The organism is Tabrizicola sp. YIM 78059, assembly GCF_004959785.1.
Lineage (GTDB): Bacteria > Pseudomonadota > Alphaproteobacteria > Rhodobacterales > Rhodobacteraceae > Tabrizicola > Tabrizicola caldifontis.
This window is the reverse complement of record NZ_SJZH01000024.1, coordinates 1-16,781: the sequence shown is the minus strand read 5'-3', so window position 1 is coordinate 16,781 and position 16,781 is coordinate 1. Positions and strand designations below refer to the sequence as shown.

General features: G+C 68.7%; 22 protein-coding genes and 1 pseudogene. 7 read left to right on the top strand and 16 right to left on the bottom strand.

Going from position 1 to position 16,781, the window contains the following annotated elements:
• Positions 1-8 precede the first annotated feature (8 nt).
• Together EZM81_RS17300 and EZM81_RS17295 are read left to right on the top strand one after the other, a co-directional pair.
• Positions 9-278 carry a hypothetical protein gene (locus tag EZM81_RS17300; RefSeq protein WP_136646628.1) on the top strand — a complete coding sequence of 90 codons (270 nt, stop codon included), beginning with the start codon at positions 9-11 and terminating at the stop codon, positions 276-278.
• Positions 279-415: 137 nt separating this feature from the next.
• Positions 416-1,003 carry a DUF3489 domain-containing protein gene (locus EZM81_RS17295; RefSeq protein WP_136646627.1) on the top strand — a complete coding sequence of 196 codons (588 nt, stop codon included), beginning with the start codon at positions 416-418 and terminating at the stop codon, positions 1,001-1,003.
• Positions 1,004-1,056: 53 nt separating this feature from the next.
• On the opposite strand, the gene EZM81_RS17290 is transcribed toward EZM81_RS17295, so the two are convergent.
• The 16 genes from EZM81_RS17290 to EZM81_RS17215 form a co-directional block, all read right to left on the bottom strand.
• Positions 1,057-1,281: a hypothetical protein gene (locus EZM81_RS17290; RefSeq protein ID WP_136646626.1), complete on the bottom strand. Its 225-nt coding sequence runs from the start codon at positions 1,279-1,281 to the stop codon at positions 1,057-1,059.
• Positions 1,278-2,270: a DNA cytosine methyltransferase gene (locus EZM81_RS17285; protein ID WP_136646625.1), complete on the bottom strand. Its 993-nt coding sequence runs from the start codon at positions 2,268-2,270 to the stop codon at positions 1,278-1,280. The genes EZM81_RS17290 and EZM81_RS17285 overlap by 4 nt, the downstream gene beginning before the upstream one ends.
• Entirely contained in the window at positions 2,270-3,601 is a 1,332-nt protein-coding gene (locus EZM81_RS17280; RefSeq protein ID WP_136646624.1) for a site-specific DNA-methyltransferase, read from the bottom strand. The genes EZM81_RS17285 and EZM81_RS17280 overlap by 1 nt, the downstream gene beginning before the upstream one ends.
• A gap of 405 nt (positions 3,602-4,006) precedes the next feature.
• Positions 4,007-4,435, bottom strand: a complete 429-nt coding sequence (locus tag EZM81_RS17275; RefSeq protein WP_136646623.1) for a DUF6362 family protein — start codon at positions 4,433-4,435, stop codon at positions 4,007-4,009.
• Entirely contained in the window at positions 4,432-4,629 is a 198-nt protein-coding gene (locus tag EZM81_RS17270; protein WP_136646622.1) for a hypothetical protein, read from the bottom strand. The genes EZM81_RS17275 and EZM81_RS17270 overlap by 4 nt, the downstream gene beginning before the upstream one ends.
• Entirely contained in the window at positions 4,626-5,162 is a 537-nt protein-coding gene (locus EZM81_RS17265) for a crossover junction endodeoxyribonuclease RuvC (RefSeq protein WP_136646621.1), read from the bottom strand. Before EZM81_RS17265 ends, EZM81_RS17270 begins: the two co-directional genes overlap by 4 nt.
• A gap of 467 nt (positions 5,163-5,629) precedes the next feature.
• Positions 5,630-7,921 carry an AAA family ATPase gene (locus tag EZM81_RS17260; RefSeq protein WP_136646620.1) on the bottom strand — a complete coding sequence of 764 codons (2,292 nt, stop codon included), beginning with the start codon at positions 7,919-7,921 and terminating at the stop codon, positions 5,630-5,632.
• Entirely contained in the window at positions 7,918-8,676 is a 759-nt protein-coding gene (locus EZM81_RS17255; protein ID WP_136646619.1) for a PD-(D/E)XK nuclease family protein, read from the bottom strand. The genes EZM81_RS17260 and EZM81_RS17255 overlap by 4 nt, the downstream gene beginning before the upstream one ends.
• A complete protein-coding gene (locus EZM81_RS17250) occupies positions 8,676-8,876 on the bottom strand; it encodes a DUF6511 domain-containing protein (RefSeq protein WP_136646618.1) in 201 nt (66 codons plus the stop codon). The genes EZM81_RS17255 and EZM81_RS17250 overlap by 1 nt, the downstream gene beginning before the upstream one ends.
• Before the next feature lie 224 nt (positions 8,877-9,100).
• Positions 9,101-10,765: a DEAD/DEAH box helicase gene (locus tag EZM81_RS17245; RefSeq protein ID WP_136646617.1), complete on the bottom strand. Its 1,665-nt coding sequence runs from the start codon at positions 10,763-10,765 to the stop codon at positions 9,101-9,103.
• A gap of 7 nt (positions 10,766-10,772) precedes the next feature.
• Entirely contained in the window at positions 10,773-11,375 is a 603-nt protein-coding gene (locus EZM81_RS17240) for a hypothetical protein (protein WP_136646616.1), read from the bottom strand.
• Positions 11,376-11,388: 13 nt separating this feature from the next.
• On the bottom strand, positions 11,389-12,279 hold the full coding sequence (locus EZM81_RS17235) for an ATP-binding protein (protein ID WP_136646615.1): 891 nt from the start codon (positions 12,277-12,279) through the stop codon (positions 11,389-11,391).
• On the bottom strand, positions 12,276-12,764 hold the full coding sequence (locus EZM81_RS17230) for a hypothetical protein (RefSeq protein WP_136646614.1): 489 nt from the start codon (positions 12,762-12,764) through the stop codon (positions 12,276-12,278). Before EZM81_RS17230 ends, EZM81_RS17235 begins: the two co-directional genes overlap by 4 nt.
• Positions 12,765-12,789: 25 nt before the next feature.
• A complete protein-coding gene (locus EZM81_RS17225) occupies positions 12,790-13,155 on the bottom strand; it encodes a hypothetical protein (RefSeq protein ID WP_248298267.1) in 366 nt (121 codons plus the stop codon).
• Entirely contained in the window at positions 13,152-13,358 is a 207-nt protein-coding gene (locus tag EZM81_RS17220) for an AlpA family transcriptional regulator (RefSeq protein ID WP_136646612.1), read from the bottom strand. The genes EZM81_RS17225 and EZM81_RS17220 overlap by 4 nt, the downstream gene beginning before the upstream one ends.
• Positions 13,359-13,569: 211 nt before the next feature.
• A complete protein-coding gene (locus tag EZM81_RS17215) occupies positions 13,570-14,253 on the bottom strand; it encodes a hypothetical protein (protein ID WP_169052406.1) in 684 nt (227 codons plus the stop codon).
• A gap of 109 nt (positions 14,254-14,362) precedes the next feature.
• Here EZM81_RS17215 and EZM81_RS17210 point away from each other — a divergent pair, with 109 nt between their 5' ends.
• The 5 genes and pseudogenes from EZM81_RS17210 to EZM81_RS18600 all read left to right on the top strand — a co-directional run.
• A complete protein-coding gene (locus tag EZM81_RS17210; RefSeq protein ID WP_136646610.1) occupies positions 14,363-15,040 on the top strand; it encodes a LexA family transcriptional regulator in 678 nt (225 codons plus the stop codon).
• Between the two features lies 1 nt (position 15,041).
• Positions 15,042-15,773, top strand: coding sequence for a hypothetical protein (locus EZM81_RS17205; protein WP_136646609.1), 732 nt, complete (start codon positions 15,042-15,044; stop codon positions 15,771-15,773).
• A 121-nt stretch (positions 15,774-15,894) separates the two neighbouring features.
• Entirely contained in the window at positions 15,895-16,113 is a 219-nt protein-coding gene (locus tag EZM81_RS17200) for a hypothetical protein (RefSeq protein ID WP_136646608.1), read from the top strand.
• On the top strand, positions 16,110-16,610 hold the full coding sequence (locus EZM81_RS17195; RefSeq protein WP_136646607.1) for a DUF2924 domain-containing protein: 501 nt from the start codon (positions 16,110-16,112) through the stop codon (positions 16,608-16,610). Before EZM81_RS17200 ends, EZM81_RS17195 begins: the two co-directional genes overlap by 4 nt.
• Positions 16,607-16,781: pseudogene (locus EZM81_RS18600) on the top strand (recombinase family protein); the annotation flags it as partial. The gene EZM81_RS17195 and the pseudogene EZM81_RS18600, both read left to right, overlap by 4 nt.

Sequence of the window (16,781 nt, the reverse complement as noted above, 5' to 3'; positions counted from 1 at the left end):
GCACCCCGATGACCCGCCCGAACCCGATCGCCACCCCCCGCCTTGAGGCCCGCGCCGAAAAGGTACGCCGCAATCGAGAGGCGGCGCTGAACGCCTTCATCGGCAAGAAGGCCGAGATCGACCAGATGCTCGCCCGCCTGCAGGCGCTCAGCGACGACCATTTCGGCTGCCACCCCGACGAGGTGGGCTGGGCCATGGTCGGCACCCTCGAATACTACGCCGAACTTCTGAAGCGCATCACCGACAGCGCCTTCGGCGAGGGCGAGCACGCCCGCTGATCTCCGGCGCTGCCGGAACTCCCCCCGCGCCAGCGCGCGGTGAGCCCGAACCGTGGCCCCCCGCGGGGCCGCGTAAGTCGGGCGAACGGGTCGTAGAAGGCGCCGCATCACGCGGGCCCGAATCCGGAGACGACCCCATGACCAAGCTTTCCGACACCCAGGCCATCATCCTCGCCGCCGCCGCGCAGCGCGGCGACCGCAACCTCCTGCCGCTGCCCGGGTCCCTGCGCGGCGGCGCCGCGGTCAAGGTGATCGGCGCGCTCCTTGCCCGCGGGCTCGTCGCGGAGATCGTCACCGACAGCCGGACGAAGGCCGATGCCGCCCTCAACCGCTTCTGGCGCAACGACGCGGACGGCCGCGCCATCCTGCTGCGCATCACCGACGCGGGCCTCGCCGCCATCGGCATCGAGCCCGAGGACGCGAACTGCGCGCCTGCGGACGCCGACGAACCGCCGAGCGACGCGCCCGCGACGGACACCCCCACCGAGACCGAAACTGCGTCCAAGGCGCGCACGCCGCGCGGGGGGACGAAGCAGGCCACCCTGATCGCCATGCTGCGCGCGCCGGACTGCGCGACCATCGAGGAGATCATGGGCGCGACGGGCTGGCAGTCGCACACGGTGCGCGGCGCGATGGCCGGGGCGCTGAAGAAGAAGCTCGGGCTCGAGGTGACCTCGGAGAAGGTCGAGGGGCGCGGGCGCGTGTACAAGCTCCCTGTCGCCTGACGCGCCGGACCCCGACAAGCTGATGGCCGCCGGCCCGCCGGGGCGGCGGTCGATCATCTGGCGCTCCGCATCCGGATAGCCTCGAAGACCCGCCGCAGGGCGAAGGAACGCGCCAGCGAGACGCCGACAAAGGCGAGGCCGATGGTCAGATGCTCGGCCAGCCCCGTCTCGATCCCGAACCACGGGAACACGACGATCTGCGTGGCGATGGCCAGCACATAACCGACGACGACGTTCGTCGCGGCCTCGACCAGCGACATCATCCGGCTCTGCCTCATTGCAGGCTCTCCATGAAGGCCGTCACGAACTCCGCCGCGAGCGGCGGCACGATCGCATTGCCGTAGCCCCGCAGAAGCCCCATGCGGCCGGATACCCCATCAGCCAGCGGGAATGTTCCGGGCTCAACGGGCCGCCAGCGTCCATCGCGGCAGAGAAGCCAGTCCGCAGCTCGCCAGACGCCGTCCGTCGCGCCGGTCCCGGCGGGGTCGGCGAGGTCGACCAGTCCACCAGCTTCACCGTCCGGCGGCTCGCATCGGTGTTGCCGGCGGCGTTGTACGCTGCCGTCGCGGGCGTGCCCGCCATCGCCGTCGGCCAGCCCGCCAGCCAGACCTGCCGGCCGAGCAGCGCGTTGATCGGCACTGCCCGGCATTCCGATCCGTCCTTGTGATCCCGCGCCGAGGCGGTGGCCCAGCCCGCCCGGTCCGCCCGGCCCCAGGGCGACGGCGCCGAAGAACAGCCGCTGGCGGATGTGCGGGGCGCCGACGCACGCAGCCGGCAGATCGGCCGCCGCGACGGCGTAAGATGCCGCTTCCAGGTCAGCCGCCAGAGCGTCGAACCACGCCCATGCAGCCGCGCCCTCAGTCTCCGTTCCAGCCGTTCGCCCAGATGGTCCGAGCACCGCCGCGCTGGCGACCTGCTCGCCGAAGACGAGCCCCGGTCGGCAGGCGGCGACGAGCCGCAGGAAGGCGGGGGCGAGATGGCGGTCATCGTCCTGTCCCTTGCGCTGCCCCGCCTGGCTGAAGGGCTGGCAGGGCGGCGAGCCGGTCCAGACGGACTGGTCCCCGGCCACGCCCGCGAGGCGCAGCGCATGGGGCCAGCCGCCGATCCCGGCGAAGAAGTGGCATTGCGCGAAGCCGCGCAGGTCGGCGGGCTCCACCTCCAGGATGGAGCGCCCGTCCACCTCGCCGGGCGGCAGCTGTCCGGCCTCGATCAGCTCCCGCAGCCAGGCGCAGGCCGCGGGATCGGCGTCGTTGTAGTAGACGGCCATCACGCGGCGGCGTCGGCCCCTGAGGCGACTTTCTCGCCCAGCCGCGCGGTCCTCACCTGCGCGAAAGTCCGACCATCGCCGTCGAGGATCGCGTCGCGGCCGGTCTCGGCCTGCCAGCGTTCGACGGCGACATCGACATAGGCCGGGCTGATTTCCATCGCGAAGACGCGGCGGCCGTTGGCTTCGCCCGCCATGATCTGCGAGCCGGAGCCCGAGAACGGCTCGTAACAGAGGCCGCCACGGGCGACGTGCTGGCGCATCGGGATCCCGAAGGCGTCGAGCGGTTTCGGCGTCGGGTGGTCGGGCCGCTCGTCTTTGGCAAAGCTGGGCAGCGCCCATGTCGACGGCAGGGTTTCCTCGGCGACCTTCGGCGGGCGGTTCGGGCGGCGCCATCCCATGAAGCAGGGCTCGTGCTTCCAGAGGTAGTGGGACCGGGTCAGGACGCCGCGATCCTTCACCCAGATGATCTGCTGGTGGACGAAGGCGCCGGCCTTCTCCCAGCAGGCTTCGAGCATCGCTTGGCGACGCGAGGCGTGCCAGCAGTACCAGGCGGCGTCCTCGGCGATAGCCTCGGCCACGGCCGCGGCGATGAAGCCGTCATACAGCTCCGCGCCCTGCGAACTGTCGTCCCAAGTCACGCCGTAGGACTGCGACCAGTCCTTGTTGCGCGTGGGATGGTTCGAGCCGTCGTAGTCCACCAGATAGGGCGGGTCCGTCGCGAACAGGATCGCCCTCTCGCCGTTCATCAGGCGGCGCACGTCGGCCGCGCTGGTGCTGTCGCCGCAGAGCAGGCGATGGTCGCCGAGGATCCAGAGATCTCCCGTCCGCGACGCCGGGTTGCGCGGCGGCTCGGGGATGGTCACCGGCGGCACGGAGCCCCCGGCGCCACCTTCTTCACCGTCCCCTTCCGGCACGAAGGCCAGGAGCTTGTCCAACTCGCCGTCGGAAAAGCCGACCAGCGACAGGTCGAAATCCTCGGCCAGGAGGTCATTCAGTTCCGCCGACAGCAGTGCCTCGTCCCAGGTGCCGAGTTCGGTCAGCTTGTTGTCCGCGATGCGGTACGCCCGCCGCTGCGCCTCGGTCAGGTGGCCCAGCACGATCACCGGCGCTTCGGTCAGCCCCAACTGCGTCGCGGCCAGCACGCGTCCGTGCCCCGCGATCAACTCGCCGTCCTCGCCGACGAGGCACGGCACGGTCCAACCGAACTCGGCCATGCTGGCGGCGATCTTCGCGACCTGGTCCGCGCCATGGGTCTTCGCGTTCCTTGCGTAGGGCTGGAGGCGCGACAGCGGCCAGGTCTCGATCCGCTCGGGGGCGAAGCTCAGCGTCATGGGCGGGTGGGTTCCGATGTGATGGTGGATGCTGGCCGGATTCCGGATACCGAATGCCGCGCTGGACTCCACACGGGGTCCAGCGGCATCCGGGGTATCCAGCCCAAAGGCCAGCGTTCATTGGTGTTTGCGCAGGGTCAGGTGGATCCGGATTCCGGGTGGCTTCCCAAAAATCCGGCCCTGTCGCTGGCGATGTGCCGCGCTTCGCCCGCCAGCATACGAATATCGCCTGGAAGGAACCAAGATTACAAAGGCTTGGACGCTTGGACTCTGACTGGTCCCTTCGCTGGTCCCGGAAGCCAGCTTCGCAGCGTCCCCGCCGCGCGCGCCTCTCCCGAGCATATCCACTTTCTAGCCCGGGAGCGGCGCTTTTGTCTGCGCGAAAACCCTCTACACGAGACTTTCCTACAGGCTGCGCGCCAGCTTGATGACCTCGAGGATCGGAAGCTTCCGGTTGAAGGGCCGCTTGTTGAGGGTCAGCGCGATCAGGGAAAGGCCATAGCGCCAGTGCTGGTGCGCGGCGGCGTGGCAGAGCCCGACGTGCCAGCAGATGTTCTTCCAGCGTTCGTCATGCGCCTTCATCCAGACGATCTTGCCGTCGATGGGTTCGAGGCAGTTCGTCCAGGTCAGCGTCTCCTCCATGCGCGCGATGTCCCTCGGCGAGGGCGAGACCCGCATGGGCTTGGGCTCCTGGCCCACCCTGTCGGCGAAGCCGTGGATGATCTCGGGCCATGTGCTGAAGTAGCCGTTGCGCCGGGGCTCGGGCAGTCGGCGAAGGATCATCCCGGCCTCGGCGAGCCGCGCTTCCACCTCGTCTGGTGTCCAATGGGTCATTCCTGCACCTCTCGTTGTGTCGGGCGCGCACCGTAGAGACGCTCGCCGAGTTGCCGCACCAGCTCCCGCTCAGGCCAAGTAAGTCTCTGGTCGTCAAGGGAAACTGCGAAGATGCGTTGCTCCTTCCAGCCGTCGCGCTTGACCTGTTCGGGGTTGCGGCGCTCGCCGCCGTAGCCGCGGGGATGCCACCTCATTGCAGGCCCCCCTTGGTCTCCAGCGCCCAGAGCAGGATCGCGATGGCATCGGCCTCGTTGTCGTCGGCGGGGCTGAAGCCGCGCGCCCGGGCCGCGGAGATCATCGCCTCCTTGGGAGCGTTGCCCTTGCCCGTGGCGTGCCGCTTGATCGTGCCGACCGGGACGCCCTCGTAGGGAATGCCGCGCAGTTCGGCCCATGCAGTCAGCGTGGCCATCAGGCCGCCATAGACATGGGCCGCGTCGGTGGCCGCGTGGCGGCGGACCTCCTCGAACCAGATGGCGGCGACGGGTCCGGTCAGGCGGTCGATCTCGGTCAGCCAGTTGGTGAAGCGGAGATACCGCATGCCACCGCCATCGAAACGGCCGGGGCGGAAGCTGACCGTGCCACTGGTGATCAGCCCGTCGATGCCGTGCAGCGCCCATCCCGTCGTGGTGCCGAGGTCGAGCGCCAGCATCGCGCGGTTGGCACGGGGGTACGGTGCCAGAACGGGGATTGCCTCGCAGCGGTGTGTGGCGAGAGTCAGGTCAGCCATGGGTGGTCTCCTCTTCTGGTTGGCTGCTCGGGTGGAAGACGACGGCGGTCTGGTGCTTGGCGGTACGGGGCCGCTGTCGTCGGATCGGAGGGTTGGAGCGAGGACGGGCCACGCGCGCGAAACCCCCGGGGATGGGCGTGGGAGAACCCGCCTGCGGCGTTCTCCCCCACCCCCGTAGGGGGTGGTTTCACCCCCGAAACTGGAAACCTGCATCAACCCATTGACAGGAAATGAGATTTCCAGTTTCGGATGGTCGATACCGGGTGACTCAGCCGAAACTGGTTGCCGAGTAGCGGTTGCGGTCCGAGCGCAATCTTGCGGGGGCAGTTTCGGAAGCGGGCCGAAACTGGCCACGTCGGACATTTGCGGGGGTCCGCGAAACGATGGCGAGGCAGTTTCGGAGAAGCCCCGCATCTGGGTGAAGCTGGCTCCTGCGCAATTCTGCGCGAAGCGTTCTGCGGGGGCGATCATGGCCGCTCCCCCTCCGGATAGACCCAGACATGCGGGTTCTCGACCTCGAGGAGCGCCCCGGTCTGCGGCGATTTGTAGTGGGTGGGCAGGACCACGATGCTGGCGGCAGTGACCTCTCCGGTTGCCGGATCTACCGCCTCGCCGTCCGTGGGCATGACCATCCCCTCGACGCAGAGATAGCCGAAGCGCGATCGCGACGGCCCGAGCCCGTAGGGGGCGCCATCGCGGACGAACTTGATGGCGCCCTTGGTGGCCTGCACCGCGATCCGGTCGCGGATCGTATCCTTGCCGCCCAGACCGCCCTTGTTCTCGAAGGCCTCGGCAAACTGGTTGATGGTGTAGAGCCGTCCCTCGGCCGCCTCCTCGAGCAGGATCGAGAGGATCACGTCCCGCTTGCGGTCGCGCTCGGCGTCATGCCTGGCACCGACCTCGGGGCGCACGAGCCGCTCGTTCATCGGGTCGATCTCGACCCATTTGCCCCTGACCTTGTCCACGAGCTTCGCGGGCAGCGCGGGGCCGTTCCGGAGCTCGATCTCGAGGCGGCGCTGGGTCGACTCCTCTTCGGGCCGGTGCAGGATCAGGCCGGTGGTGTAGAAGCCCCGGAGCGCGCTGGCGCCGGAAAGCGCGAGGAACGGATCCTCCTTCACCTGGTGCTTCGAGAGCTTCCTGGTGTGGTGGACGAGAATCACGCCGCAGTCCGGGTTGACGTGGTCGCGCAGCACCTCGATCCGGTCCTTGAGGAAGAACATCATCGCGGCGTTGTCGTTCTCGCCGCCGCCGTCGGGGCCGCCGTCGAAGAGGTTGCGGATCGGGTCGATGCAGAGGATGTCGAGAGCTTCGTCGGGGAACGCAGCCTTGATCGCCTCGGCCACGCGCGCGCTGCCCTCGGCATCGAGGAGCATGCGCAGTTTCGGCGTGACGATCAGGTTGTCGCGCGCGGCGGCGATCAGCTCGGACGGCAGGCCGATCTGACGCAGGCGCTCGCGCAGGTAGTGATACTGGATCTCGGCCTGCAGGTAGAAGATCCGCAACGGTCGCGGCGGGGTGAAGCCGAGGAAGGGCACGCCCGCCGCCATGTGCACGAGCCATGCGATCAGCAGGTCGCTTTTGCCCACCTTGGGCGCGCCGCCTAGCACCAGGAGCCCGCCCGGCGTCAGGACACGCGGGCCGATGATGTCGTCGGGCATCGGGGTGGTGTCGTCGAGCAGCGCGCCTAGGCTGAAGGTCGGCAGGTCTTTTTGCGCAGGCGCCGCGCTGTCGAGGCGGATCAGCGGCGGCCCGTGCCGCTTGATATGCAGCTCCCACAGGCGGTTGGTCTCGCGCTTCAGCCGGTCGAGCGGCCAGCAGGGGCGCAGCATCGCGGCGTTGTAGCCGCAGATCGCCGTCCAGCCCTCGTCCATCGACATCCGGCCCTCGTGGACCAGCCGCAGGAAATAGCCGATGGCGGCCGAGGCGCCCTCGAAGCGGGACCAGTCGTCCGCGCCGCCCTCGTGAACGGGGGTCACCAGCACATCGTCGATGGCGGGTTTCTCGCGGGGCTCGGCCGTGGCCATGCCGACGCCGGGCATGGGCGGCATGTCGGCGACGCGCTCTGCCATCTCGGCGAGATCGACCTCGAGCGCGGTCGCCTCGCTGATCTGGACGAGCCGGGAAAGCCCGCCCTTGTGATAGACCGTGCCGGGCACGCGGATCGGCTGGTGCGCCGAGCGGAAATGTGTGTCGCCACCGACCTTCAGCGCGATTTCGCCGCGGAGCGCGCAGAGCCGGGCGAGGTCGGCGCCCTCCGCGGGCTCGGTCAGCTTCCACCAGACATGGAGCTTGGTCGCGCCCTCGGGCGTGCGCCCACCGCTCTCGACGATCAGGGTCGGTCGGCCGAGATGGTGGACGAGGTGATGGAGCTTGGCCGGGATATCGCCCGAGTCGAGATCGACCACGAGGCTCTGCATCTGCAGCACGTCGGCGGCGCGGGCCTGCCCGGACTCGGCCACCGTGCCGGGAATGACATAGACCGCCGCGCCCTCGCGCGTCGCCCAGCCGGCGAAGATCGCGAGCTTCTCGGGCGCGGTGGCGTCCGCCTCGATCCAGATGTTGTGGGGACGGCCGTCATTGCCCTGGCCCTTGTCGACGAAGCCGCGGACCGGGATCAGGCCTTCGGAATAGCCGAAGACCACGTCGAAGAAGCGGGCGATCTGCCCTGCGTCCGGTTCGACCGCGAAGGGATCGTCCAACGGCGCCGCGTCGTTGAAATCCCGCCAGGGGTTGAAGTGGATGATGTTGTCGTCGCTCATGCCGGCAGGCTCCAGCAGCGCCCGGCCCATGGGCAGAACCGGCATTCGAAGAAGCCGCGATTGGCGGCGATGCGCGGCAGCAGTTCGCCCGCATCCGTCGCCCGCAGGATCCGCACGCCCCGGTCCGACATGCGCTGCGCGAGATCCGCGTCGAAGGGGACGAGCTCGTGGTGCAGCTCGGCCGTGTCCTTGTTGATCGCGGTGAAGAGCGCGGGGGCCCCGCTGATGCCCGGCGCGGTGGCTTCCATGTAGGCCTGGTAGAGCGCGATCTGCGCGGCATAGACGGGCTTCGACACGGTCACGCCCTTGGCCACCGTCTCGCGCCAGTTCTTCGCGTTCATCGTCTTGCACTCCCAGAGCGCCGGGGTGCGCAGCCTCAGCGCCGCGGGCGCCTCGGCGACGATCCCGTCGACATGACCGCGGATGCGCCCACCCGCGACGGAGAAGCCGAACTGGCCGCCGTCCCGCTTCTGGGTGACCAGATCGAGCCCAGCCGCCCGCAGCCAGCGGATGGCAAGATCCTCGAGCTGGTGCCCGATGGCGAAGATCCGCAGCGACCGGCCGGAGAAGCCCTGGCCCTCGTCCTTCGGTGCGCCCGCGAATTCGAACTGCAGGGCCCGCTCGCAGGCGTGGCCCAGCCGCGACGCCCCGAGATAGTCGCGCGGCGGAGTTGCAGCGTGTGCAGCCTCAAGCGCGGCGTCCACGGCCGCGTTGATGCGCTCGGCTATGACCGGGCGGTGGTTGTAATCCAGCATCAGAACGGGATCTCCGACTGGCTGGCGATCTCGGCCATCTCGGCGCGGAAGGCCTCGATGGTGGTGACGATCAGCCGGTGCATGTCGTTCTGCGTCAGCTGGCCCAGCGGCCGGTCCCAGCCGATCCGCTCCATCTCGGGGGCGAGAGCGCGCATGACGGCGGGCAGCGCCCGGGTTTCCTCTTCGGTGAAATCGACCATGCTCAGTCCTCCTTTCGCTTTGCGGGTGAAGGCCGCCTGGCAGCCGATGGAGCAGAACCAGCGGCGGGTGCGGTGAGACCGCGGACGGTGAAGATCGAACCAGCCGAAGCCACGCGTGCGGGCAGAGCAGATGGCGCAGAGGACCGGGCGCGGATGCCAGAGGCGCTCAAGGCCCGGTCGATCCGGAGCCTCTGCGGGCGGGGATGGGACTTGCGCGACATGGTTCACGCCGCCCTCCGCTCGGGCGCGGCCGACATGACGAGCCGGCGAATGTCGCGCCGGTTGAACTGGAAGGTGATCAGCGCGGACGCCCGGTAGCGGGTGAGGCCGTAATCCTGCCGCTGCGCGGGCGAGAGGTATTGCAGCTGTTTCTCGGTCGGCGCTTGCGTCAGCCAGCGCTTCGACTTGAACGCGCTCTCGTCGGTCTCATGCGCGTTCAGCCAATCGTCGGCCTGCGCGAGGCAGACCGTCCGCTCGCCCACACCCAGAAGTCGGGGCGCCAAGCCCTTCGCGCCGCCCACGGCATGCCAGCGGCCCTCGAGGAAGAACACGCCGCCCCAGGCGTTGAAGCCGCTCGCCATGAGCGCCGCGTCGTCGCCGAACAAGTCCTCCCACACGAAACTCGACCGGTTCAGCAGGTCGATCTCGGACAGGAGGACGCTTTCCAGGGGCGGCGCCCCGTCGCGCAGGAACGCGTGGCCGCAGATCGGGCACTGGCGCGAGGCGAGCGGGATCTCCGCCGCGCATTCCGGACAGGTCTTCGTCGGGGCTTCGCCCGGTTCAGGATCGCGACCGTCCAGATCGACGTCCTGCTCCAGCGTTCCGTGCGTCAGGCTCGAGATCCCGAAGTCCAGCACGATGCAGTCGGTCTTGACCACACCGGGATGCTCGGCCGGATCGACGGTACGCAGGCCCCGCCCGACCATCTGGATCATCGTGGACTTGCAGGAGCTGGGCCGCAGCAGCACGACACAGGAGGTGGGCGGGTGGTCCCAGCCTTCGGTCAGGACCGCGACGTTGACGATGACCTGCACCTCGCCGGTCGCATAGGCTTCGAGCACCATCCTCCGCTCAGTGGAGCCCATGTCGCCAAGGACAACGGCGGCCGGGTTCCCGGCCTCGTTGAAGGCGGTCGCCACGTCCATGGCGTGCGCGACGGTCGAGCAGAAGACGACCGTCTGCCGGTTCCCGGCCTTCTCCTCCCAGTGCCGGACCACCTCCTCGGTGATGGGCGCGCGGTTCATGATCGCCGCAACGGCGGCCATGTCGTAGTCGTCGGCAGTCTTGCGGACGGCGCGCAGCTGCTCCTGCACGCCGACGTCGATGACGAAGGTGCGTGGCGGCACGAGGTGGCCCGAGGCGATGAGCTCGCCCAGCCGGACCTGGTCGGCGACGTTGTCGAAGACCTCGCGCAACCCCTTCCTGTCGCCCCGGTTCGGCGTCGCCGTGACGCCGAAGACGCGGGCGTCCGGATTGGCGTCGCGCACCCGGTCGATGATGCGGCGATAGCTGTCGGCCACCGCGTGATGCGCTTCGTCGATCACCAGCAGATCGAGCTTCGGCATGGCCGCGAGATTGGCGGCGCGGGACAGCGTCGGCGCCATGGCGAAGGCGACCTGGCCCTCCCAGGACTTGGTCGTGGCATCGACGACGGAGGTCTCCGTGTCTGGATTGACCCGGGCGAACTTCGCCCGGTTCTGGCTGGTCAGCTCGTCACGATGCGCGAGGACGCAAACCTTTGCGCCGTCCCCGGTCATCCTGCCGGTCACGGCCGAGAGCATGATCGTCTTGCCCGCGCCGGTGGGCGCCACGCCCAGCGTGTTGTCGCGGGCGGAGAGCGCAGCGAGGCTGCGCTCCACGAAGAGTTTCTGGCGGGGACGGAGGAGCATCGCGCCCTCACTGCGCCCAGGCAGGACGGCCCGGCACCGGCGATGTTGCGGGCGGCTGGACCGAGTGCTGCGGCGCGGGCTGCACGGGCGGCTGGTAGCCATGGTGCGCGGCCAGCCCCATGACCTGCGCATAGTCGCGATGGTCGGGCGTGACCGCCGCGCGGATCTCGTTCTTCTCCTCGCCCATGGCGTCGCTGCCGACGTCGATGCGGGCGACGAACTCGATCCCGTCGAGATCGGCGAAGCCGTTGATGCGCCGCGCCGCCTGCGCCTGTGGGGACTGGTCCTTGTCCGAGATCCCGCGGGCAGAGTTCAGCATGCCGCGGATCAGGCTGCGGCCCATGTTCGCCCAATCCGGCCCCTTCGGGCTGTAGAGCCCGATCAGGGTGAAGATCTTGCGCCGGGCGTATTGGCCCTCGGTGACCGTGAACTCGCCATTGAGATACACGGCGCCGGTCGAGCCACGGGTTGCGTAACCCCCGGTCCAGCCCTGTGAAGGGTCGTCGAAACCGCCGGGGCGGATCGTCAGGCGCACCTTTACCAGCGTGCCCTTGGGGATGAGGTTGGTGTTGGACTGGGCGTCGTTGAAGTCGTTCCAGAGTCCGGACATGGCTCGGGTCCTTTCAGTTTGTGGGAGCGGATTGGGTGTCAGGTGGCGTCGCGCCGGGCGGCCCGGGCAGCTGCGGCGGCGAATAAGTCAGCCGCCGTTCCGCAGGAATCAGCGGCCCGCGGATCTTCTCCATCAGCCGGCCGAGATGGGGCTCCTCGACGAGGTCGAGGCGGCCGGAGCGGTCCTTGGCCGGGTAGCCCCACGGGTTCAGCGTCTGGCAGACGAAAGCCCGCTGGGGCCGGTTCCGCTCGTCCGGAAGGCTGGCCATGGTGATGACCTGATCGACGATGCCGGGCAGCTCGAGCCCGGTCTTCGCGCCGTCGATCTGCGGGACGAAGACCTTGCGATTGAAGTCGTCGAGCTTCTCGTCGAGAATCCCGACGAACCAGACATTCTTGCCGCGCGTGTGCTGGAGGTGGGTCAGCCAGCCGATCATCTCGCGCCCGTGCAGCCCGTAGGCGCCGCGCACGTCCGGCTTGCTGGTCTTCTCCGAATGCGCCTCGGGCTGACCGCGGCACCACTGGAAGCAGAGCCGCCCGGCCACGGTGATCGAGTCGATGAAGACGGTGTCGTATTTGGCGAGGACGCCCGGATCTCTGAACCGCCCGCACACCTCGTCGAAATGCGCCTGGCTGTAGGGCTGTTCGGGCCGGAGCGCCGGGTTCGGGCCGCCGATGAAGACCGCGAAGTCCCGACACTCCTTCCAGGTGCGCGGCCGGACCACATCGATATGGAGCCCCTCGATGGCGAGGTCGCCCGCCTCGAGGTCGAAGAACAGCGTGGTCGAGGCGTCCAGCGTCCAAAGCAGGCTGGTCTTGCCGATCCCGGAGGGGCCAAAGATCACGCCCTTGACACCCCGCGTCTCGGCCAGCCGCTGGTCGGCGGTGATGATGGGCAGGCTCACGCGCGATCCTCCTGCGGCAGGATCTCGACCTTCAGCGCGCCGGTCTTAACGGTGCGGGCGGGCTCGAAGCCCTGGCGGATCGCCTCGGGCCAGGCGGCATAGGCGCGCTCGGGCACCTTGAAGCTGATCTCGACATATTCGACCGGATCCTCTCCGGCGGCACGGATGCGCTCGACCATGGCGGCAAGCTTGGCCTGGTCCCATTCGACGCGCTTGGGCAGGTCGGCGACCACGGTGAAGTCACCGTCGACCAGGCGCACGGTGCCGGTGTCCTTGCCACAGGCGCGGCGGGCTTCGGCGGCGCGATTGGCGTAACGGATCTCGAGTGCCGTGGAAAACCGCGCGGCAACGGCCTTCATCTGCTTCGCAGCCGCGTCGATCTCGCGCTGCAGGGCGGCCAGAAGCTCAACCGGAAGCTGGGCGATCTCGCCCGCGGGCAGGTTGATCAGCTCGTCGATCGAGGGCGTGTTCTCAGGGGATGGCATGGGGGTCTCCGTGATGGGAATGGGATCAGGCGGCCTCGAGGAGGCGCATCGAGATGGCTGCGCCGGCGGGTCCGGGCTTCGGACGGGCGACGGCGATGTAGGCGAAGTGGTCGGGGCCGAGCCGGGCCTGCACGAGGTGGACGAGCCGCTGCTCGGCGGCGCGCAGGGCGGCCGCGGCGACACCGCGCAGGGTGCGCTGGCGCTCGGGCGTGAGGTTCGAGACGGCGCCGGTCGCATCCACCGCGAGAAAGCCGCGGTGATAGACCAGCGCCTCGCCCGGGGCGGCCTGCGCGATCCAGGCGGAAAGCCCCACCTCGTCGAGCGCGGGACCGGCGGCGCCGAAGATCGACACGACCCCGCTGGCGCGGATGGCGGACCGGCGCTCCATCATGCCGCCCCGCGCGCGCTGTCGGCGGTGTGCGTGAGCTGGTCCTTCTCGAAGGCGATGATGTCCTCGAGCCGGTAGACCACCCGGCCGCCGAGCTTCATGTAGGCGGGGCCTTCCTTGGCCCATCGCCAGCGCTCGAGCGTGCGGTGCGAGATCGTCCAGCGCCGCGCAAGCTCCTTCTGTGTGAGGCAGGTCTTCTGCTGCATCGTCGTCTCCCGGTGTCGTTTGTCGGGAGCACGATGCGAAATCCCGCGATGGGATGTCGTCAGGATCGGCGGGGGATACGGAGGGGGATTGTCCGGAGCCTTTCAATCCAATGGAGAACGGCCCTGCGAGGGATCGCCATCCCCCTCTCATCCCCCGCAGCATCCCACGGAGGGATCGGGAACACGCGCGGATGGGAGGGATGGGGCGAGGTCAGAGCCCGCGCAGGCGATAGGCGCCGCGGCCGTCCGACTCGATCAGGAGGCGCCAGTTCTTCTTCGACTTGAAGACATCCGCCATCTTGAGGCTGCGCGAGCCCGCCGCGGCGAGGATCGCCTTGCCGCTCTGCCACGGCTCGCCGCGCCCGGCCGCCTCGTGCAGCGCGCGGACGACCTGCGCCTGGATCGCGCCCAGCCGGAAATGCTGGCCATTGCAGCGGGCGTCCTGATAGTCGGCCGAGGCATGGAAGGCGCCCGGGCGCGGACCCGCCGCCGCTCCCGCGAATCCGGTCTCGATCTCGAACCGGTCGCGCTCCTCCCGCCTGAGGAAAAGATCGCGCTGGCGGATGCTTATGTGCTCGGGCTTCCCCGTCAGGCAGGCATAGTCGCCCTTCGGCGAACGGAAGCGGGCGAGCTTCACCTCGCCGTGCCGGAAGAGCTGGAAGACGTCATGGGCGTGGAGATCGAGGAGGCCGTTGAAGGGTCCCCGCTCGAAGGGCACGGGGAACCGCTCCCCCTCCGGCGTCTCCTCGTAGTCGCCGAACTCGACGCCGAGGTTGAACACCCGAATCGACAGCCGCAGCTGGTCGTTCTCGGCAAGGTAGATGAGGTCCGCCTCGGCCATCGACCAGCGCGCGAGGACCTCCGGCAGGGTGAAATACGACTTCTCGATCTCCATCCGGGCCCCCGATTCCGCGCAGCGAGTGTTTAGGTTTTGTTCTAATCGCTTGACGGGTCCGCATCAATCCTGTTTTATCCCAATCTATCCACAATCCCTTGGGGACAAGATGACCGAGCAGCACACCCTGGCCGACCGCCTGCGGGCCCGCGCCCACCAGCTCGGCCTGACGCCTGCCCATGTCGCCGAGATGGCCGGCGTGAACCGCTCCTTCGTCTACGACATCCTGCGCGGCCGCTCCGCCCGCCCCGGCATCGACCGCCTGGCCGAGGTCGCCCGCGTTCTGAAGGTGGACCGCGACTGGCTGATCCACGGCATGGGCGAGGTCGAGGGCAAGCCCCCCTTCGTGGACAACCCCGACGACGCCTTCGTGGCGATCGCACACGCCACCCCGCGCCCCGCGATGGGCGGCGGCGCGGTCGTGACCGAGGACGGCGACACCCCCGGCCGCGTCTATCACTTCCGCCGCTCCTGGATCCGCCACAAGCTAAAGGCCAGCCCGTCGCAGCTGCGCATCATGCACGTCGAGGGCGACAGCATGGCGCCGACGCTGCTGAGCGGTGACGCGGTGCTGGTCGACATGGCCCGCCGCGCGCCCAACCCGCCCGGCATCTTCGTGCTGGACGACGGGATGGGGCTGGTGGCCAAGCGGCTCGAGCACATCCCGAACAGCGACCCGCCCGCGGTGCGCGTCATCTCCGACAACAAGCACTACCCCGAGTACGAACGAACGGCCGACGAGATCCACATCGTCGGCCGCATCCGTTGGTTCGCGCGGGAGATCTGAGGTGATCGCATTCCGGGAAATCGACGATGCCGATCCGGCGCTGGCGTTCTCGCCTCTGGTGCGTGGGGTCGAGAAGACCTTTGCCTGGATCGGCGCGCATGGCAGCATCCCCCTGACCCCGTCCAAGGCGTTCAAGCGCGTGTTCGTGCACTGGGCCGCGGCCGAGTTCGACTGGCCCGGCCACACCGAGGCGGACCTCTTCGCCGTCAACAAGGTGCTGAACGAGCCCGACTTCGCCCCGCTCATGGTGCTGCACGATCTGATGATCGCGATGAAGCTCGGTCGGCACCACAAGGGCGAGTTTCGGCTCACCAAGACCGGCCAGGCGCTGGTCGGCCATCCCGGCCGGATCTTCGGCACGGTCGTCCCGTTCTTCCTGTTCCGCATCAACCACGCCAGCATGTCGCGCTTCGAGGATCCACCGATCCTCGGCAACTGGGATGTGTTCCTGAACGTGCTGAACGTCGAGACCGAAGACGGTGCCACCGGCAGCCACCTCCGCCGCGTGCTGTTTGGAGCGCCCGAGACGGGTCCGCTTCCGCGCTACGACGAGGTGATGGGCCAGCTCTACATACAGGTGCTGCGCCCGCTCTGCTGGTCGGGCCTGCTGCAGCAGGAGCGCGGGGAGGCCAGCTATCGGTTCGAGGACGCGGTGTTCATGAAAACGCCGCTGTGGCGGGCAGCGTTGCAGCTGAAGACGGATCGAATGGTTGGCAGAGCGACGCGGCATTGATCAACGCATCCGCTTTCCTTCTCTCGGTTTCGCGCCCCTACGACAACCTATTGTTTTAACTTGAATTCCCTCGCTACGCGCGGCGAACACGGAGCAAATCGCCTCAGGAGGTTCGCTCCCCATGCAAGACGACATCGCCTTCGCGCCGCCCGCCGAGACGCTTTCCACAGATGAGCGGCTGACGGAGTTGGCCGCAATCCTCGCCAGCGCCATCGCACGGACCAACCCACGGGAAAAGAACGAGAATTCTCCGCTCAGCGGAGACAGTTCGCTGGACATTCTCGCCCTCAGACGCCGTCGTCGGAGACAGGTGCAAAACCGAGTTGGAGACGAGTCATGAGGAAAAATGCAAGGAAACCAAGCGCAAAGGCCGCGCTCGCGCGCGAGGCGGAGGGGATCGACGTCCTGACCGAACTGGCGGCGCTGAAGGCGATGACGGTGCCCGAGTTGCAGGGCAAGTGGCGAGTGATGTTCGGCGAACACGCCCCCAACGCCAGTCGCGGGAACCTGGAGCTGCGGATCGGCTACCGCATCCAGGAACTGGCCCATGGCGGGATCAAGCCCGCGACGCGGCGCACGCTGGACGCGCTGGCGGCCGAGGTCGCCTCGGGGGCGCCGGGCCCTCTGATCGCGGATCCCCGCCGCCCGATCCCCGGCACCAAGCTGGTGCGCGAATGGGAAGGTGAGGAGAGGGTCGTCACTGTCTTGACCGACGGGTTCGAATGGCAGGGCCGGCGCTTCAAGTCGCTCTCGGCTGCGGTGCGCGCGATCACCGGCAGTCACTGGAACGGGTGGAAGTTCTTCGGGCTGGCTCATGGTGCGGAGGCCCGTTCATGAGCCGCACCAAGCCCGAACCCGTCCGCCGCCTGCGCTGCGCCATCTACACCCGCAAGTCGAGCGAGGAAGGGCTCGACATGGAGTTCAACAGCCTCGACGCCCAACGGGAAGCCTGCGAGGCCTATATTGCCTCACAGCGCGCCGAGGGCTGGGTGGCGCTGCGCGACCGCT

Excerpts from the sequence above, each read along its gene's own strand:
- EZM81_RS17275 (WP_136646623.1), bottom strand. The coding sequence starts at position 4,435 with ATGACCCATTGGACACCAGACGAGGTGGAAGCGCGGCTCGCCGAGGCC.
- EZM81_RS17295 (WP_136646627.1), top strand. The coding sequence starts at position 416 with ATGACCAAGCTTTCCGACACCCAGGCCATCATCCTCGCCGCCGCCGCG.
- EZM81_RS17290 (WP_136646626.1), bottom strand. The coding sequence starts at position 1,281 with ATGAGGCAGAGCCGGATGATGTCGCTGGTCGAGGCCGCGACGAACGTC.
- EZM81_RS17255 (WP_136646619.1), bottom strand. The coding sequence starts at position 8,676 with ATGCTGGATTACAACCACCGCCCGGTCATAGCCGAGCGCATCAACGCG.
- EZM81_RS17225 (WP_248298267.1), bottom strand. The coding sequence starts at position 13,155 with ATGATGGAGCGCCGGTCCGCCATCCGCGCCAGCGGGGTCGTGTCGATC.
- EZM81_RS17230 (WP_136646614.1), bottom strand. The coding sequence starts at position 12,764 with ATGCCATCCCCTGAGAACACGCCCTCGATCGACGAGCTGATCAACCTG.
- EZM81_RS17265 (WP_136646621.1), bottom strand. The coding sequence starts at position 5,162 with ATGGCTGACCTGACTCTCGCCACACACCGCTGCGAGGCAATCCCCGTT.
- EZM81_RS17285 (WP_136646625.1), bottom strand. The coding sequence starts at position 2,270 with ATGGCCGTCTACTACAACGACGCCGATCCCGCGGCCTGCGCCTGGCTG.
- EZM81_RS17240 (WP_136646616.1), bottom strand. The coding sequence starts at position 11,375 with ATGTCCGGACTCTGGAACGACTTCAACGACGCCCAGTCCAACACCAAC.
- EZM81_RS17250 (WP_136646618.1), bottom strand. The coding sequence starts at position 8,876 with ATGGTCGATTTCACCGAAGAGGAAACCCGGGCGCTGCCCGCCGTCATG.
- EZM81_RS17195 (WP_136646607.1), top strand. The coding sequence starts at position 16,110 with ATGAGGAAAAATGCAAGGAAACCAAGCGCAAAGGCCGCGCTCGCGCGC.
- EZM81_RS17220 (WP_136646612.1), bottom strand. The coding sequence starts at position 13,358 with ATGCAGCAGAAGACCTGCCTCACACAGAAGGAGCTTGCGCGGCGCTGG.
- EZM81_RS17245 (WP_136646617.1), bottom strand. The coding sequence starts at position 10,765 with ATGCTCCTCCGTCCCCGCCAGAAACTCTTCGTGGAGCGCAGCCTCGCT.
- EZM81_RS17215 (WP_169052406.1), bottom strand. The coding sequence starts at position 14,253 with ATGGAGATCGAGAAGTCGTATTTCACCCTGCCGGAGGTCCTCGCGCGC.
- EZM81_RS17200 (WP_136646608.1), top strand. The coding sequence starts at position 15,895 with ATGCAAGACGACATCGCCTTCGCGCCGCCCGCCGAGACGCTTTCCACA.
- EZM81_RS17300 (WP_136646628.1), top strand. The coding sequence starts at position 9 with ATGACCCGCCCGAACCCGATCGCCACCCCCCGCCTTGAGGCCCGCGCC.
- EZM81_RS17280 (WP_136646624.1), bottom strand. The coding sequence starts at position 3,601 with ATGACGCTGAGCTTCGCCCCCGAGCGGATCGAGACCTGGCCGCTGTCG.
- EZM81_RS17270 (WP_136646622.1), bottom strand. The coding sequence starts at position 4,629 with ATGAGGTGGCATCCCCGCGGCTACGGCGGCGAGCGCCGCAACCCCGAA.
- EZM81_RS17210 (WP_136646610.1), top strand. The coding sequence starts at position 14,363 with ATGACCGAGCAGCACACCCTGGCCGACCGCCTGCGGGCCCGCGCCCAC.
- EZM81_RS17260 (WP_136646620.1), bottom strand. The coding sequence starts at position 7,921 with ATGAGCGACGACAACATCATCCACTTCAACCCCTGGCGGGATTTCAAC.